The organism is Streptomyces inhibens (genome assembly GCF_003389455.1).
GTDB lineage: Bacteria > Actinomycetota > Actinomycetes > Streptomycetales > Streptomycetaceae > Streptomyces > Streptomyces inhibens.
Genome location: NZ_QUAC01000027.1, coordinates 1 through 15,806 on the forward strand (window position 1 = coordinate 1; position 15,806 = coordinate 15,806).

The 15,806-nt window shown below is 71.9% G+C and carries 15 protein-coding genes; 6 read left to right on the forward strand and 9 right to left on the reverse strand.

The features are described from left to right. The 4 genes from DY245_RS04190 to DY245_RS04205 all read right to left on the reverse strand — a co-directional run. The coding region (locus DY245_RS04190; RefSeq protein ID WP_128503598.1) for a COG1470 family protein at window positions 1-821 on the reverse strand (821 nt) is incomplete at its 3' end. A 45-nt stretch (window positions 822-866) separates the two neighbouring features. After that, window positions 867-1,577, reverse strand: a complete 711-nt coding sequence (locus DY245_RS04195; protein ID WP_128503600.1) for an LPXTG cell wall anchor domain-containing protein — start codon at window positions 1,575-1,577, stop codon at window positions 867-869. Between the two features lie 312 nt (window positions 1,578-1,889). Beyond that, window positions 1,890-2,393, reverse strand: coding sequence for an ATP-binding protein (locus tag DY245_RS04200; protein WP_128503602.1), 504 nt, complete (start codon window positions 2,391-2,393; stop codon window positions 1,890-1,892). Window positions 2,394-2,566: 173 nt separating this feature from the next. After that, window positions 2,567-2,935 (reverse strand): STAS domain-containing protein, encoded by a 369-nt coding sequence (locus DY245_RS04205; RefSeq protein ID WP_128503604.1) that lies wholly within the window; start codon window positions 2,933-2,935, stop codon window positions 2,567-2,569. A gap of 250 nt (window positions 2,936-3,185) precedes the next feature. Here DY245_RS04205 and DY245_RS04210 point away from each other — a divergent pair, with 250 nt between their 5' ends. Beyond that, a complete protein-coding gene (locus DY245_RS04210; RefSeq protein ID WP_425329342.1) occupies window positions 3,186-4,139 on the forward strand; it encodes an RNA polymerase sigma factor SigF in 954 nt (317 codons plus the stop codon). 141 nt (window positions 4,140-4,280) lie between these two features. Here DY245_RS04210 and DY245_RS04215 read toward each other — a convergent pair whose 3' ends face one another. The 5 genes from DY245_RS04215 to hutU are packed head-to-tail and all read right to left on the reverse strand — an operon-like array spanning window position 4,281 to window position 11,082. Then, window positions 4,281-5,567, reverse strand: coding sequence for an SUKH-4 family immunity protein (locus DY245_RS04215; RefSeq protein ID WP_244942819.1), 1,287 nt, complete (start codon window positions 5,565-5,567; stop codon window positions 4,281-4,283). 52 nt (window positions 5,568-5,619) lie between these two features. After that, a complete protein-coding gene (gene hutI / locus DY245_RS04220) occupies window positions 5,620-6,810 on the reverse strand; it encodes an imidazolonepropionase (protein ID WP_128503606.1) in 1,191 nt (396 codons plus the stop codon). A gap of 17 nt (window positions 6,811-6,827) precedes the next feature. After that, window positions 6,828-8,186 carry a formimidoylglutamate deiminase gene (locus DY245_RS04225; RefSeq protein ID WP_128503608.1) on the reverse strand — a complete coding sequence of 453 codons (1,359 nt, stop codon included), beginning with the start codon at window positions 8,184-8,186 and terminating at the stop codon, window positions 6,828-6,830. Then, the gene (locus DY245_RS04230) at window positions 8,177-9,394 is read right to left on the reverse strand and encodes an allantoate amidohydrolase (protein ID WP_244942823.1); all 1,218 of its coding nucleotides are present in this window, start codon (window positions 9,392-9,394) and stop codon (window positions 8,177-8,179) included. Before DY245_RS04230 ends, DY245_RS04225 begins: the two co-directional genes overlap by 10 nt. Before the next feature lie 17 nt (window positions 9,395-9,411). Then, window positions 9,412-11,082 (reverse strand): urocanate hydratase, encoded by a 1,671-nt coding sequence (hutU, locus tag DY245_RS04235; RefSeq protein ID WP_128503612.1) that lies wholly within the window; start codon window positions 11,080-11,082, stop codon window positions 9,412-9,414. A gap of 230 nt (window positions 11,083-11,312) precedes the next feature. Between hutU and DY245_RS04240 the strand changes: the two genes are divergently transcribed. From DY245_RS04240 to DY245_RS04260, 5 genes are all read left to right on the forward strand, one after another. Next, window positions 11,313-11,819 carry a hypothetical protein gene (locus tag DY245_RS04240; RefSeq protein ID WP_181923517.1) on the forward strand — a complete coding sequence of 169 codons (507 nt, stop codon included), beginning with the start codon at window positions 11,313-11,315 and terminating at the stop codon, window positions 11,817-11,819. Beyond that, entirely contained in the window at window positions 11,816-12,199 is a 384-nt protein-coding gene (locus tag DY245_RS04245; RefSeq protein ID WP_128503614.1) for a transcriptional regulator, read from the forward strand. Before DY245_RS04240 ends, DY245_RS04245 begins: the two co-directional genes overlap by 4 nt. Beyond that, on the forward strand, window positions 12,196-13,236 hold the full coding sequence (locus DY245_RS04250) for an ABC transporter ATP-binding protein (protein WP_128503616.1): 1,041 nt from the start codon (window positions 12,196-12,198) through the stop codon (window positions 13,234-13,236). The genes DY245_RS04245 and DY245_RS04250 overlap by 4 nt, the downstream gene beginning before the upstream one ends. An 89-nt stretch (window positions 13,237-13,325) precedes the next feature. After that, window positions 13,326-14,306: an ABC transporter permease gene (locus DY245_RS04255; RefSeq protein WP_342354169.1), complete on the forward strand. Its 981-nt coding sequence runs from the start codon at window positions 13,326-13,328 to the stop codon at window positions 14,304-14,306. Window positions 14,307-14,429: 123 nt separating this feature from the next. Next, entirely contained in the window at window positions 14,430-15,764 is a 1,335-nt protein-coding gene (locus DY245_RS04260) for a type III PLP-dependent enzyme domain-containing protein (RefSeq protein WP_128503621.1), read from the forward strand. The last annotated feature ends 42 nt before the right edge of the window (window positions 15,765-15,806 follow it).

Here is a 15,806-nt window from a genome sequence, read left to right on the forward strand (position 1 = left end):
AGGCCGCCCGCCCCCGCCGCCAGGGCGAGCGCCGCCCCGGCGGTGGCGCCCCACGGGACCGCCGCGTACGAGGCGGAGGCGGACCCGTGCGCGCCGCCCCGCGCCGTCACCGTGAGCCGGAGGTCCACCACGTCCAGACCGGGCGGATCCGGCCATTTCTCCGTCAGATCGACGCCCTGTCCGGGCCGCAGCGCGAGCGGCAGGGTGCGGGCCGCGCGCCGCAGCACCGGCCCGAACACCCCGTCCGCGCGCACCGTGAGCCGCGGGGTGAGCACCGTGTTGCCCCGGTTGACCAGCGTGTACCGGATGACCGCCGCGTCCCCCTGCCCGCGCACGGACACGTTCTCGACGGTCAGCGCGGAGAGCGTCGGCCCGGTCACCCGCAGATGGACCGGTACGGCGGCTCGCCCGCCGCCCTTGCCGCCGCTGGTCGCGATGAGCGCGCCGGGGTGGCCGCCGGGGGCCGCGTCGCGCGGCACGGTCACCGTGAACGGGACGCTCGCCCGGGTACGCGGCGGGACCTTCACCTCCTTCGCCGCGAGCGCCATCCACGCTCCGCTGTCGGAGCTGTGCAGCCGTACGGTGACGGCCCGGCCGGTGGGGTTGCTGAGGGACAGCCGGTCGTTCATGACGGTGCCCGGCGCGCCCTCCAGGTAGAAGTACGGTCGGTGCTGCGCGCCCGGCCCGGCGCCGTCACCGGGTGCGGGCGCGGCGGACCAGCCCGTTTCCGCCGGTGCGGCCGCGGCCGCGGCGGGGCACAGCAGCGCGGCGGCGGTCGCAAGGACCGCACCGCTGACCGCTGCGCGAGTACGGAACGGCATCGGCGGCTCCTGGTGCTCGTACGCGTGATGCGGGGACCGGGCGCGTCAGGCCCGCTGGTGGCGGCGGGTCAGCCAGAGCACACCGGCCGCACCGGCCAGCAGCACGGTGCCGCCGAGGGTGCCCAGCGCGATCGCGGAGTCCGCGGGCCCGGTCTGCGGCAGCTGCCCGCCGGAGGAGCCGCCGGCGGCCGGGCCGCCGGTGCCGCCGCCCGAGCCGCCGGACCCCTTCACATCGAGGGTCAGCGACGGTTGGGGGTGGTTGCTGGGCGTGCAGGTGGTCGTGGTGCCCAGCGCCTTGATGGTGAGCGTGGCGGCGGTGAAGGTGACCTTGCCGCTGCCCTTGGGCGTATATGTACCGCTCAAGTCACTGATCTTGATGGGAGTGTTGGCCGGTATCGCCTTGTCGTTCGGGGGCCCGGAGACCGGCACCGTACCGCTCTCCGCACCGCCCAGTTTGATCAGCGCGCTCGGCTTCATCGCGCCCTTGCCCAGCTCCACGGGGCTGGAGGAGACGCCCTTCTGGAAGGACATGACGAGCTTGTAGGCACCGCCGCTGGGGGTGCTCTTGATGTCGATGGGCGAGACCGCGCCCTTGTTTCCGATGGGTGTCTTGCACTGGTAGTTGACGTCGACGACCTCGGCGTGGGCGGCCGGTGCGGTGAGCATCACCGCGGACCCCGCGGTCATCGCCACGGCAGCGGCGAGGCCGGCGGCCCGGCGCGGGCGCCTGCCGTGCTGTTCGTAGAAGCGGGCCACGTTCCGTTCCCCTTCTCCCGGTGAGCGCACCGCCGGGTGTTACTGACGGCACATCAGATTGGCCGCTCAAGGTACGCCGGGGACCTTGTCGAGGGAAGGCAAAGCACAGCCCCGATCGCGCCGGGCCCGGGGCGGCGGGGAAAACCGGCCTCGTATACAGCGGCGCGGCGTGCGCCGTACGGGGCGGCACGGCGGCGGGCGTACGGGGTCCGTAGACGCTTGTCCGTAAACGCTTCCGCAGACGACGAAGCGCGGGCCCGCAGGCCCGCGCTCACTTCTCCCCTGCCGCTCCCCGGCCGTGTCCGGCCGCCTTCAGGACGGCGCGGCGAGCTCCGCCCAGACGGTCTTGCCCGTGCCGTCGGCGTTGCGCACCACGCCCCAGTCCAGGCACAGCCGCTGCACGATGAACATGCCGTGGCCCCCGGGACGGCCCGGACGGTGCGGGCTGCGCGGCGCCGGGGAACCCGCGCCGAGGTCGCTGACCTCCAGGCGCAGCACCTTGGAGGTGCAGCGCAGCCGCAGCTCCTCGGGCCCTTCGGCATGCAGACAGGCATTGGTGACCAACTCCGAGACGACGAGCAGTACGTCCTCGGCCGCGGCACGCTGATCGGCGTTGGCGGCCGGCAGCCAGCCCCAGTCGTGCAGGGCTTCCCGGGCGAAGTCACGGGCGCGCGCCACGGCGCCCCGGGTGCCCGCCAGGCGCAGCCGGCGGATCTGGCCCGCCGGCGCGGTGGCGGCCGGAACGGCGGCGGAAGCACCGGCGCCGCCCGACTCCGGGCCGAGATCGCCCGGCGGGTACGGCCGGGTGGTGCTCATCAGCGCTTCACCTCACCGATTCGCCTATTCACGGAGAACAGATAACTGACTGATTGCAACGGATTCAGATGTCTCCTGCCCGACCGGACCGCGAGAACACCCACTTGTTGGGTACGGAAGTTGTGACACGTACTACGTGCCCGGAATGGAACGTTCCGGGCACTGGTGTCACGTCAGTCGGCCAAGGCCGCATCGAGCGATTCGTGCACCGTGAAGACCGCCTCCGCGCCAGTGATCTCGAAAACCCGGGCAACCACCGGCTGCATTCCCGCCAGATGGACCCCGCCCCCCTCGGCCTCCGCCTTGAGGCGCGCGCCGAGCAGAACGTTGAGACCGGTGGAGTCCATGAACTCAAGGGGTGAGCAGTCCACCACCAGACGTGCATAGCCGTCGTCGACACAGCCTTCGAGTGACTCACGCAACAGATCCGCGGTGTGGTGATCAAGCTCACCCGCGACCGTCACGACCGCGCTGGCGCCGTGATGGCGGATCTCGACGTGAAGCCGCCCCCGGCTTGCACTGCCGACCGTCCCGCGGTCCATGCGCGCGCACCCCTTTTGCTGTCTCGACAACGACTGATTGCTTACGACTGCGCTCGTCGAACCCTACGCCTTCCTGACGCGCGCGGGTAGCCGAACAATCCGCATATTGCCCAATATACGGACAACACGCACTTGCCATCTTCAGGCAAAGCCAGGTAGGCGTAGAAGGACACATTCGAAACGGCCGGCTTTGGAGGCGCCGCACACCGCAGCTTCACGTAGAGGCATCGGCAGCCATATGCCGAGAACGATGGAGGAGACCATGTCACCCCGGCTCGACGAACTGCGCACCGACGACAACATCCGGCAGTCCGCATCGTCGACACCCCTGTCCGACCCGACCGGGCACATCCCTTCCCAGCCCCTCCCTGCCGAATCAGAGTCGGCAGGAATGCCTGAGATCGACGGTCTGCCCGAGATCCCGCCGTTCGACGAGGTGGGCCCGGTGGACGCGAGGGCTCTGTCCAAGACCCTCTTCGAGCGGCTCGAATCGCTCGAAGAAGGCACGCACGAATTCGCGTACGTCCGCAACACCCTGGTCGAGCTCAATCTGGCCCTGGTGAAGTTCGCGGCCTCCCGGTTCCGCTCCCGCAGCGAGCCCATGGAGGACATCGTCCAGGTCGGCACGATCGGCCTGATCAAGGCGATCGACCGGTTCGAACTCAGCCGTGGCGTCGAGTTCCCGACGTTCGCGATGCCGACCATCGTCGGCGAGATCAAGCGCTTCTTCCGTGACACCAGCTGGTCGGTGCGCGTACCGAGGCGACTGCAGGAACTGCGCCTGGACCTTGCCAAGGCGGGCGACGAACTGGCGCAGAAGCTGGACCGCGCCCCCACGGTGCACGAACTCGCCCAACGCCTCGGCATCACCAATGACGAGGTCGTCGAGGGGATGGCCGCGAGCAACGCCTACACCGCGAGCTCGCTGGACGCCCAGCCCGAGGAGGACGACAGCGAAGGCGCGCTGGCGGACCGCATCGGCTACGAGGACCACGGCCTGGAGGGCATCGAGTACGTCGAATCCCTCAAGCCGCTGATCGCCGAACTCGGCCCGCGCGACCGCAAGATCCTCTCGCTGCGCTTCGTCGCCAATATGACGCAGTCCGAAATCGGCGAGGAGCTGGGCATCTCCCAGATGCATGTCTCCCGTCTGCTCTCCCGCACGCTCGTACGGCTCCGCAAGGGGCTGATGATCGAGGAGTGAGGGACCGCGGTCCCTGCCGGTCCCCCGTGACCGGCAGCCGCCCGCGCAGAGGAGGGCCCGCCCCGGGGTTTCTCGGGACGGGCCCTCCTCTGCTGAGCGGCCCGTCCCTGCCCGTGCCCCTGCCCGTGCTACTCCCCTGGGCTAGAAACCGTCCTCGTTCAACTCCGTGATGCCTGCGACGAAGTAACTCCACATCACTCCGCCGGGGCCGTCGGAGTCCACCGTGCCCGGCGCGAGGGCGTCCATCTCGTCGAGAAACGCGCTCGGCCCGCCCTCGCCCGGGTAGGGGTGCCAGCAGGCCTCCATATGGCGGCGTACGCCCTCCAGGACGCGGGTGAAGTGGCCGAGGTCCGGGGAGAGTTGGACGAGGTCATGGTCGTCCGAGACGATGTGGACACCGCCCTCGTGGCGGTGCAGATACAGCTCGCCGTGCTCGCTGGAGCCGAGGGTGAGCAGGTCGGCGGCGGCGAGACCGTCCGGTAGCGCGACGCGGTCCAGGGCGCCCTCGCCCGGCGGCGTCATCTTCCCCGCCGGGCACGGCTCGAAGGTCGTCCAGGCGCACGCCCACCACGCCGGAAGCCCGATATCGCGCAAATGGGCCCGGCTCGCGGGGTGTTCGAGGGTGGCCGGCAGCTCGTGCTCGGGGATGCGGACGACGTCGACGGGGGCGAAGGCCTCGTCCAGCCGCTCGGCGCTCAGCGGGCCGGTGGGGGCGGGGAAGGACGGTATCCGACCGGGCGTGCCCTTCTCCGACGACTCATGGTCGATCCCGCCGCGCGGCCAGTCGCGGAGCACCGACGGGTCGGTGTCCAGCAGCGCGAGACCGCAGGTGTCCGCCACCAGATACCGCATCCGGCCGTCCTCGCCGACGAGCGGTCTGGCGCCCGCCCAGGCCTCGGGCGCGGACAGCCGCCAGTCGTCCAGGTGTTGCCCGCTCTTCACCTCGTACCGGGAGCGCAGCTCGACCGTGGCTTCCTCGGGCGGACCCGGGACCTGTACCCCGGTCTCCAGATCGAGCCAGGTGTTCTCCCAGGCCGCCTTCGTATGAAGGAGCTCACGGCCGTTGTGCGTCTGCAGCCCGAGGGTCTCCAGATAGGTCAGATTCGGGTGCGGGACATACGTGCCCGCCGGCCGCCACCAGGCCCACACCGTCCGCCACGGCATCCCCGGCTCGGCGGCCGCCATGGCCTCGGCGTACGCATCGTGCCCGAGCGCCTTGGCCGCGAAGTGCAGCCAGGACGCGAACTCGGCGCGCGGGACCTTCGCGCCGCCGAATACCGCCTCGGCCTGCTGGAAGACCTCGCGTCCGACACTGCGCCGCCCGTCGGACGCGTCGATGTACGCCCGTACCGCCGCCCGCTCGCTGCCCAGCAGCCGCGCCGGGTCGTCCAGCACGCCGTCGGTCGGTTCCGTCACCCCGTTGCTCATGCAGCCCATCGTGCCGGCGGGGTCCGACAATCGCGGGCCGGGCCTGTGGCGGTCAGGGCTCTCGGACGAGAACTCCCTTGTGCCAGACGGCCGATACGAGCGGGACACCCGGCCGGTAGGCGAGGTGGACGTGCGAGGGCGCGTCCAGGAGGGCGAGGTCGGCGCGGGCGCCGGGGATGATCCGGCCGACGTCCGTGCGGCGCAGGGCGCGGGCGCCGCCCTCGGTAGCCGACCACACGGCCTCGTCGGGCGTCATCCCCATGTCGCGGACGGCCAGCGCGATGCAGAACGGCATGGAACTGGTGAAGGACGAGCCGGGGTTGCAGTCGGTGGACAGCGCGACGGTGGCGCCGGCGTCGAGCAGCGGGCGGGCGTCGGGCCACTTTGCGCGGGTGGAGAACTCGGCGCCGGGGAGGAGCGTGGCGACGGTGTCGGACTGGGCGAGGGCGTCGATGTCGGCGGCGCTGAGGTGGGTGCAGTGGTCGGCGGAGGCGGCGCCGAGCTCGACGGCGAGCTGGACGCCGGGGCCGTGGCCGAGCTGGTTGGCGTGCACCCGCGCCTGCAGGCCCTTGGCCTGGCCCGCCGTCAGGATGGCGCGGGCCTGGTCGCCGTCGAAGGCGCCCTTCTCGCAGAAGACGTCGACCCAGCGGGCGTGCGGGGCGCAGGCGTCCAGCATCGGGCCGGTGACCAGGTCGACATAGCCGGCCGGGTCGTCGGCGTAGTCGGGCGGGACGATGTGCGCGCCGAGGAAGGTGACCTCGTCGGTGTGCGCGGCGGCGATGCGCAGCGCGCGGGCCTCGTCCTCAACGGTGAGGCCGTAGCCGGACTTGGTCTCCTGGGTGGTGGTGCCCTGGCGGAGCGCCTCGGCCATGTAGCGGGCGACGTTGGCGTGCAGGGCGTCGTCGGTGGCGGCGCGGGTGGCGGCGACGGTGGTGCGGATACCGCCGGCGGAGTAAGGGCGGCCGGACATCCGGGCGTTGAACTCCGCGGTGCGGTCGCCGGCGAAGACCAGGTGGGAGTGGGAGTCGACGAAGCCGGGGACGGCGGCCCGGCCGCCGGCGTCGACGGCGTTGTCAGTGGCGGGTGCTTTGCTGGAGGCACCGACCCAGGCGATGCGGTCGCCGTCGATGACGACCGCCGCGTCCTGGATCAGACCGAGGGGGCCTTCACCGAGGGAGGGGTCGTTGGTGACGAGCTGGGCGATGTGGGTGATGGCGGTGGTGGGCGCGGAGGTCGTCGTCATCGCGGGGGTGTTCTCCTTCAGCCGCGTACGGCGGCGATGGATTCTGCGAGGGCGGTGGGTACGTCGGGGAGAAGCGTGTGCACACCGTCGCGGACGATCTGCCGGCCGCCGACGATGGTGTGCCGCACATCCGCCGCGGAGGCGGCGAATACGGCTGTTTCGGCGGCCAGCCGGGGCAGTGGTCCGGCGGTGCGTACGGAGTCCAGTGCGATCGTGGTGAGGTCGGCGAGCGCGCCGGTGGCGAGGGTGCCCGCCTCGTCCCAGCCCAGGGCGGCGTGACCGTCGGCGGTCGCGGCGCGCAGCAGGGCGTTGGCCGTCCAGTGCCCGCGGGTGCGGGTGCGCAGCCGCTCGTCGAGCTCCATGGCGCGGGCCTCTTCGAGCAGATCGATGACCGCGTGGCTGTCGCTGCCGAGGGACAGCGGGGAGCCGTGCGCCTGGAGCTGGACGGCCGGGCCGATGCCGTCGGCGAGGTCGCGTTCGGTGGTCGGGCACATGCATACGCCGGTGCGGGAGTTGCCGAGCAGCCCGATGTCCTCGCCGGTGAGGTGGGTGGCGTGCACGGCGGTGGTGCGGGGGCCCAGCACCCCGTGGTCGGCCAGCAGCTGGGTGGGGGTGCGGCCGTGGGCGTCGCGGCAGGCGTCGTTCTCGGCGGTCTGCTCGGAGAGGTGGATGTGGAGCGGTGCCTGCCGCTCGCGGGCCCAGTCCGCGACGATGCTCAGCTGCCCGGCGGGGACGGCGCGTACGGAATGGATCGCGGCGCCGATGCGGGCGTGCTCGCGGCCCCCCGCGAGCGCGTCGGCGCGCTGTGCCCAGGCGTCGGCGGTGCCGTCGGAGAAGCGCAGCTGGAGCTGGTTGGGCCGGGCGCCGAAACCGGCGGAGAGGTAGGCGGTGTCGAGGAGGGTGATCCGGATACCGGCGTCGGCGGCGGCCGCGATCAGCGCCTCGCCCATCGCGTTGGGGTCGTCGTAGCGGGTGCCGCCGGGCGCGTGGTGGAGGTAGTGGAATTCACCGACGCAGGTGATACCGGCCAGGGCCATCTCGGCGTAGACGGCGCGGGCGAGGGCGTAATAGGTGTCGGGGGTGAGCCGGCCGGCGACCTGGTACATGAACTCGCGCCAGGTCCAGAAGGTCCCGGAGCCGACCTGGACGGTGCCGCGCAGTGCGCGGTGGAAGGCGTGCGAGTGGGCGTTGGCGAGGCCGGGCAGGGTCAGGCCCCGCAGCACGACGGCGCCGGGCGGCGGGGTGCCGGCCCCGGTGTGGACGGCTGCGATCCGCCCGCCCTCGACGTCCAGCGCGACGCCCGGCTCGACGTGCGTGCCGAGCCAGGCGTGTTCGAGCCAGTACGTCGTCGGTGTTGCCTGCGGCGTCAGTGGCACGCCAGCCCCTCCAGTACGTCGGCGAGTGCGGTGACCCCGGCGGCGCAGTCGTCCTCGTTCGCCGCTTCGGCGGGTGAGTGCGAGATACCGGTGGGGTTGCGGACGAACAGCATGGCGGTGGGGATGGTTCCGGACAAAATACCGGCGTCGTGTCCCGCGCCGGTGCCGAGGACGGGCACCGTCCGCTCCCCCGTCTTGGCGAGGATCGCGCTCAGCTCGTCCCGCAGGGCGTGCTGGAACTCCACGACGGGGGTGAAAGATTCGCGGACCACGGTCAGGTCCACTCCGTCGCGGGCCGCGCGCTCGGCGGCCGCCCGTTCGATCCCGTTGATCACGGTGTCCAGGGTGTCCTGGTCGGGGGCGCGGGAGTCCAGCCAGCCGCGGACGAGCGAGGGGATGGCGTTGACGCCGTTCGGCTCCACGCTGATCTTCCCGAAGGTGGCCAGGGCGCCGGCCAGCCGGGCCTGCTCGCGGGCGGCGAGCACGGTCGCGGCGTAGCTGAGCATCGGGTCGCGGCGGTCCTCCAGGCGGGTGGTGCCGGCGTGGTTGGCCTCGCCGTGGAAGTCGAACCGCCAGCGGCCGTGCGGCCAGATGGCGGAGGCGATGCCGACCGGGTCGCCGGACAGGTCGAGGGCGCGGCCCTGCTCGACGTGGAGTTCGACGAACGCGCCGATCCTGGCGAGCCGTTCGGGGTCCGGGCCGATGGCCTCGGGGTCGTATCCGGCGCGCTCCATGGCCTGCGGCAGGGTGGTGCCGTCGCCGTCGCGCAGCTGGTGGGCGGCCTCGGTGGTCAGCGCCCCGGCGGCGAGCCGGGAGCCGACGCAGGCCAGGCCGAAGCGGGCGCCTTCCTCGTCGCCGAAGTTGACGATCGCCAGCGGCTTGTCGAGCTCCGTTCCCCGCCCGCGAAGTTCGTCCAGCGCGGCGAAGGAGGAGACGACGCCCAGCGGGCCGTCGAAGGCACCGCCGTCCGGTACGGAGTCCAGGTGTGAGCCGGTGACGACGGCGTCGCCGGGGGCCACGTCCTGGTAGCCGGTGGCGCCGAGCCAGGCCCACTGGTTGCCGTTGCGGTCCAGTTCGTAGGCGAGCCCGCGGGCCTCTGCCTGCGCCTTGAACCACGCGCGGCAGTCGGCGTCGGCGCCGGTCCAGGCGTAGCGGCGATAGCCCCCGGAGGAGGAGTTGCGGCCGATGGGCCGCAACTCCTGCCACATCTCGTGGAACGAGGCGGTCACGCGCCCTCGCCTTCGCCCTCGCGCATCGGGATGCGGACACCGCGCTCGGCGGCCACCTCGTCGGCGCGCTCGTAGCCCGCGTCGACATGCCGGATGACGCCCATACCGGGGTCGTTGGTGAGCACCCGGCGGATCTTCTCGCCGGCGAGCGGCGTGCCATCGGCAACGGTGACCTGGCCGGCGTGGATGGAGCGGCCCATGCCGACACCGCCGCCGTGGTGCAGCGAGACCCAGGAGGCGCCGGAGGCGACATTGACCATGGCGTTGAGCAGCGGCCAGTCGGCGATCGCGTCCGAGCCGTCCTTCATGGCCTCGGTCTCGCGGTAGGGCGAGGCGACGGAGCCGCAGTCGAGGTGGTCACGGCCGATGGCCAGCGGTGCGGCCAGGGTGCCGTCGGCGACCATCTCGTTGAAGCGCTCGCCGGCCTTGTCGCGCTCGCCGTAGCCGAGCCAGCAGATGCGGGCGGGCAGGCCCTGGAAGTGGACGCGTTCACCGGCCAACTTGATCCAGCGGGCCAGCGACTCGTTCTCCGGGAAGAGGTCCAGGATCGCCTTGTCGGTCGCGGCGATGTCGCGGGCGTCGCCGGACAGCGCGGCCCAGCGGAACGGCCCCTTGCCCTCGGCGAACAGCGGCCGGATGTAGGCGGGGACGAAGCCGGGGAAGGCGAAGGCCCGCTCGTATCCGGCGAGTTGGGCCTCGCCGCGGATCGAGTTGCCGTAGTCGAAGACCTCGGCGCCGGCGTCCATGAAGCCGACCATGGCCTCGACGTGCCTGGCCATCGACTCGCGCGCCCGCTGGGTGAAGTCGGCGGGCTTCTCCGCCGCATAGGCGGCCATGTCGGCGAAGTCGATACCGACGGGCAGGTAGGCCAGCGGGTCGTGGGCGCTGGTCTGGTCGGTGACGATGTCGATCGGGGCGCCCTCGGCGAGCATCTGCGGCAGCAGCTCCGCGGCGTTGCCGAGCAGGCCGATGGAGAGCGGCTTGCGCTGGTCACGGGCCTCGACGGCGAGCTGGAGGGCGTGCTGGAGGCTGTCCGCCCTCACGTCCAGGTAGCGGTGCTCGATGCGCCGCTCGATGGCCCGCGGGTCGCAGTCGATGCAGATGGCGACGCCGTCGTTCATGGTGACGGCGAGCGGCTGGGCGCCGCCCATGCCGCCGAGGCCGGCGGTGAGCGTGATCGTCCCGGCCAGCGTGCCGTTGAACTTCTTGGCCGCGACGGCCGCGAACGTCTCGTACGTCCCCTGCAGGATTCCCTGCGTCCCGATGTAGATCCACGAACCGGCCGTCATCTGCCCGTACATGGTCAGGCCGAGGGCCTCCAGGCGGCGGAACTCCTCCCAGTTGGCCCAGTCGCCGACGAGGTTGGAGTTGGCGATGAGCACCCGCGGCGCCCACTCGTGGGTCTGCATCACGCCGACCGGCTTGCCGGACTGGACGAGCATCGTCTCGTCCTGCTTGAGCGTGGTCAGCGTGCGCACCATCGCATCGAAGGAGCGCCAGTCACGGGCGGCCTTGCCCGTGCCGCCGTAGACGACGAGCTGGTCCGGATGTTCGGCCACCTCCGGATCGAGGTTGTTCTGCAGCATGCGCAGCGCGGCTTCCTGCTGCCATCCCCGAGCACTCAGCTCCGTACCGCGCGGTGCCCGCACGGGTCGCGGTCCCGACATGGGCCGTGCCTCCCTGACGTCGAATGGATTGAGCTATTCACATACTGGAGTCACTGAATAGCACTAGTCAACAGGGCGCGAGGAGCTACCGCCCACGAGACGCGGGAACCGGCCATCCGGCTCCGGAATTTTCGACTTGCCCAGCAGGAAAGTCTGCGTTAACTTTCCTAGTGAGCAAGTTGAGAAAGTCAACGGGGAACAGCTTGGACCGCCTTGGGGAGGCGATGATCATGAGCACATCGGTGGATGCCGAACGGGCCTGGCAAGATCTGCAGCGCATCCGAGTGCCACAAGAGCGGGTGTACGACGAGATCGAGCGCTGCGCGCACGGCGGAGCCGGGGCGACGTACACCACGGCCGGAATCATGTGGGTGTTCCTCGCCGTCTCGGGCCTGGATCTGCCGCAGTGGGCGTTCTGGCTGGCGCTCACCGCCTACGTCACGGTGCTCGGCTCACTGGCCGTGATCTACAACCGCAGAACCCGCATGCGGCTGCACCGCTCGCGCCACGACTGGCGATCGGTCGCCGCCTTCGTCGCGGGCATGGTGGTGACCGGCGTGACGGTCCTGGCCTCGGGCCGTCTGGTCGAGACGCTGGCGCTGCCGTACGGCAGCCTGATCCAGGCCACCGTCTCGGCGGGCGCGTTCGTCCTCTTCGCCGGCCCGGTGAACCGCTGGGCGGTCAGCTCACTGCGCGACCGCGGCGTCAGAGCCGCGCAGAAGGGGGCGGGGCAATGAGCACTCCGAGCGGCTTCGACGAGCTGATCCACCCGTCCACCCGGCTGTCGGTGGTGGCCCTGCTCGCCGCCACGGAATGGGCCGACTTCCCCTTCATCCGCGACAGCCTCTCGCTCAGCGACTCCGCGCTCTCCAAGCAGCTGCACACGCTGGAAGAGGCCGGATATCTGGAGATACGCAAGGAGGGCGGCGGCCGCAAGCGGCGCACCAAGGTTCGGCTGACGAGCCGCGGCCGCACCGCCTTCGAAGGGCATGTGGCCGCACTCCGCGCGATCGTCGAGGGCGCGGGGCCGACGGCCACACCTACATCGCCAACGGAGCCCGCCGCAAAGGCAGCGACCGGAGAACGACACCAGCACCACGCGGAGGCAGGCCGATGACCACACCCGAGCACAGCCCCGTGGCCCCGGCCACGCCCGCCGCGGCCACGACGCCCGGCGCAGCCACGGAATCCGCCCAACCCGTCATCCGGGTGAGCGACTTGAGGATGTCGTACGGCAGCACCGATGTGCTGCACGGCGTCGACCTGGAGATCCACCGCGGCGAGATCTTCGCGCTGCTCGGCCCCAACGGCGCCGGAAAGACCACCACCGTCGAGATCCTGGAGGGCTTCCGCCGGCGTTCCGCCGGGGAGGTCAGCGTCCTGGGTACGGACCCGACGCGCGGCGGCGACGCCTGGCGCGGCCGGATCGGCCTGGTCCTGCAGTCCTGGCGCGACCACCGCCGCTGGCGGGTCGCCGAGCTGCTCAAGCACTTCGCCACGTACCACCCGGCGCCGCGCGACCCGGCCGGACTCCTGGCCCTGGTCGGCCTCACGGAACAGGCCGACCAGCAGGTCGACCGGCTCTCCGGCGGCCAGCGCCGCCGGCTGGACGTGGCGCTCGCCATCGTCGGCCGCCCTGAGCTCCTCTTCCTGGACGAGCCGACCACCGGCTTCGACCCCGAGGCCCGTCGCGGCTTCCACGATCTGGTCGAACGGCTCGCCCGCGACGAGGGCGTCACGATCCTGCTCACCACCCACGACCTGGCGGAGGCCGAGCGGCTGGCCGACCGAATAGCGATGCTGGTCAACGGCCGGATCCGGGCCTGCGGCACCCCGTCGGAACTGGCCCGGCGGGCCGCCGCCCAGGCCGAGGTCCGCTGGACGACGGCCGACGGCTCGCCCCGCCGCGAGCGTACCGAGGACCCGTCCCGGCTGGTCTGGGAACTCCACCGGGACACGGGCGGACCGATCGGCGACCTGGAGGTCCGCCGCCCGACGCTGGAGGACACCTACCTGCACATGGTGCATCGGGAGGACCCGGCCGGGGCCGGAACCGGGGACTCCGCAGGCGCCGGGATCGGTGAGACCACCGGGGCCGGGGCCAGGGGTGAGAACGAGGCCGGGGCCTCGGACGGGGAGAAGCGAGCCGCATGAGGGGGACGCAAGTGACCGCGGTGACGAACACGACCAAGAACGTGACGGGGGGCATGCAGGGGGACATGGGGGAGGACATGAGGGGGGACATGAGGCAGGGCATCACGGGGGACATGGCCGAGGGGATCGGCACGACCGACGGGACCACGGGGCAGACCACCGGCGGGACCACAGGGCAGACCACCGACGGGGCCACGCGGCAGACCGGCCCGCGCCCGCACCGCCGCTACTGGCGCGCCGGATTCCTGCGCGGCGGCATCGAACTGCGCCACCTCGTCCGCAACCCCAAGGAGATGAGCGGCCATCTGGTCAATGTCGTCGTCGCGCTGCTGCTCGCCGGCTACATCAGCGACAAAGTGCCCGGCACCCACGTCCCGATGGCCCATCTGACGCTCTCGGGCTTCGCCGCCTATCTGCTGTTCCAGATCGGGCTGGTCAACCTCCCGCAGATTCTGGTGACCGAACGGGAGGAGGGCGCTCTGCTGCGGCTGCGCGCCACGCCCGGCGGCATACCGGCCTATCTCGTCGCCAAGTCGCTGATGGTGGTCGCCATGGCGCTGGGCACCCTGGTCATCCTGCTGGGAGCCGCCGCACTGCTGGTGGACGGGCCACTGCCGCACGGGCCCGGCGGCTGGCTGACGCTGCTGTGGGTCAGCGCGCTCGGTCTGCTCGCCGTCGTACCGCTGGGGGCGGCCATCGGGGCCGTGCTGCCCAATCCCCGCGAGGCGCTTGCGTTGATCATGCTGCCCGCGATGGGGCTGCTGATCACCTCCGGTGCGATGTTCCCGCTCACCCAGCTGCCGCTGGTGGTCCAGAAGATCGCCTCCGTCTTCCCGCTCAAGTGGATGGCGCAGGGTCTGCGCTCGGCCCTGCTGCCGGACGCCGCACGCGCCGCGGAACCGGCCGGCTCCTGGGAGCTGCCGACGGTCGCCCTGATACTCACCGCCTGGGCCGCCCTCGGCTTCCTCCTCGCCATACCCCTCCTGCGCCGTGCCGCCCGCCGCGAGTCCGGCTCCCGCCTCACCGAACGCCACCGCAAGGCAGGACTCGGCGGCGCCCGCACGGCGTAGCCCGACGCACACCGGCCGCCCGCCACCCCGACCCGCCCCATCCGCATCCCCTGGCCGCCCGCCCTCCCCTGGCCATCCGGTATCCCATGGCGCCGCACCCCCGCTCAATGATGGAGTTGGCTCATGACCTTCACGGATCGAGACCGTGCCGTACAGGCAGCCGTTGCGCGGGGGCTGGTGGGGGCCGGGGAGCCCGTTGTGGGGCTGCTCGATGTTGCCGGGATTCGGCGGGCGGCGGGCGAACTCCGGGCCGCCTTCGAGGAGTTCACGGCGCCCGGAACCCCGGTTCTGCACGCCTTCGCGGTGAAGGCCGCTTCGCTCGTGCCCGTCCTGCGGCTGCTTGCGCAGGAGGGGCTCGGCTGCGAGGTGGCCAGCCCCGGTGAGCTGGCGCTGGCCCGCGCCGCCGGGGTGCCGATCGCCCGCACGGTCCTGGACTCGCCCGCAAAAACCCTCGCCGAACTGCGTGAGGCGCTGGCCCTCGGGATCGCCGTCAACGCCGACAACCCCGAGGAACTGGCCCGTATCGACGGGCTGATGTCCTCCGCGCCGAGCGCCGCACCCCTCGGTCTGCGGGTCAATCCGCAGATCGGCGGCGGCAGCATCGGAGCGATGAGCACCGCCACCGACACCTCCAAGTTCGGTGTCGCGCTGCGGGACGAGGGCGCCCGCGCATGGGTCGTACGCGCCTTCCTCGCCCGCCCGTGGCTGACCCGGCTGCACGCCCATGTGGGGTCCCAGGGCATGCCGCTGGAGCTGATGGCCGCGGGCGTACGGAGCCTGTTCGATCTTGCCGAGGAGATCAATGAGCAGGCCGGCCGGCGCCAGATCGACACCCTCGACATCGGCGGCGGCCTGCCGGTCAACTTCTCCTCGGACGCCACCACCCCGACCTACCGCGAGTACGCCGCGCTGCTCCGCTCGGCGGTCCCCGGTCTGCTCTCCGGGCGCTATGGGCTCGTGACCGAATTCGGCCGCTCGCTGCTGGCCAAGCACGGCACGGTCCTCGCCCGCGTCGAGTACGCGAAGTCGGCGGGCGGCCGCCCCATCGCGGTCACCCATGCCGGCGCCCAGGTCGCCACCCGTACGGTCTTCGTCCCCGAGGCCTGGCCGATCCGGGTCGCGGCCTACGACGCCGAAGGCCGCCCCAAGACGGGCGAGCCGGTCGCCCAGGACATCGCGGGGCCGTGCTGCTTCGCCGGCGATCTGGTCGCCGAGAACCGCCCGCTACCCCTCCTGGAGTCCGGCGATCACGCCGCCCTCCTGGACACCGGCGCGTACTACTTCTCCACCCACTTCGCCTACAACTCCCTCCCCCGCCCGGGGATTTACGGCTATGCGGCCGCCGACGACGGCACCGTCCGCTTCGCGACCGTCCGCACCCCGCAGACCGTGGAGGAACTCACCGCGGAGAGCGGCGGGGCACATACGGAGGCACTGCGCGATCTGGGGAGGCCGTAGCCGGCAGTCGAGAGACGGCAGCCTGGCAGCCAGGAGGCGTTG

What these genes read in the sequence shown, in the direction of transcription:
- hutU (WP_128503612.1), bottom strand. Translation starts at nt 11,082, where the DNA reads ATGTCGGGACCGCGACCCGTGCGGGCACCGCGCGGTACGGAGCTGAGT.
- DY245_RS04250 (WP_128503616.1), top strand. Translation starts at nt 12,196, where the DNA reads ATGACCACACCCGAGCACAGCCCCGTGGCCCCGGCCACGCCCGCCGCG.
- DY245_RS04205 (WP_128503604.1), bottom strand. Translation starts at nt 2,935, where the DNA reads ATGGACCGCGGGACGGTCGGCAGTGCAAGCCGGGGGCGGCTTCACGTC.
- DY245_RS04230 (WP_244942823.1), bottom strand. Translation starts at nt 9,394, where the DNA reads ATGTGGCAGGAGTTGCGGCCCATCGGCCGCAACTCCTCCTCCGGGGGC.
- DY245_RS04215 (WP_244942819.1), bottom strand. Translation starts at nt 5,567, where the DNA reads ATGAGCAACGGGGTGACGGAACCGACCGACGGCGTGCTGGACGACCCG.
- hutI (WP_128503606.1), bottom strand. Translation starts at nt 6,810, where the DNA reads ATGACGACGACCTCCGCGCCCACCACCGCCATCACCCACATCGCCCAG.
- DY245_RS04200 (WP_128503602.1), bottom strand. Translation starts at nt 2,393, where the DNA reads ATGAGCACCACCCGGCCGTACCCGCCGGGCGATCTCGGCCCGGAGTCG.
- DY245_RS04210 (WP_425329342.1), top strand. Translation starts at nt 3,186, where the DNA reads ATGGAGGAGACCATGTCACCCCGGCTCGACGAACTGCGCACCGACGAC.
- DY245_RS04245 (WP_128503614.1), top strand. Translation starts at nt 11,816, where the DNA reads ATGAGCACTCCGAGCGGCTTCGACGAGCTGATCCACCCGTCCACCCGG.
- DY245_RS04260 (WP_128503621.1), top strand. Translation starts at nt 14,430, where the DNA reads ATGACCTTCACGGATCGAGACCGTGCCGTACAGGCAGCCGTTGCGCGG.
- DY245_RS04240 (WP_181923517.1), top strand. Translation starts at nt 11,313, where the DNA reads ATGAGCACATCGGTGGATGCCGAACGGGCCTGGCAAGATCTGCAGCGC.
- DY245_RS04255 (WP_342354169.1), top strand. Translation starts at nt 13,326, where the DNA reads ATGAGGCAGGGCATCACGGGGGACATGGCCGAGGGGATCGGCACGACC.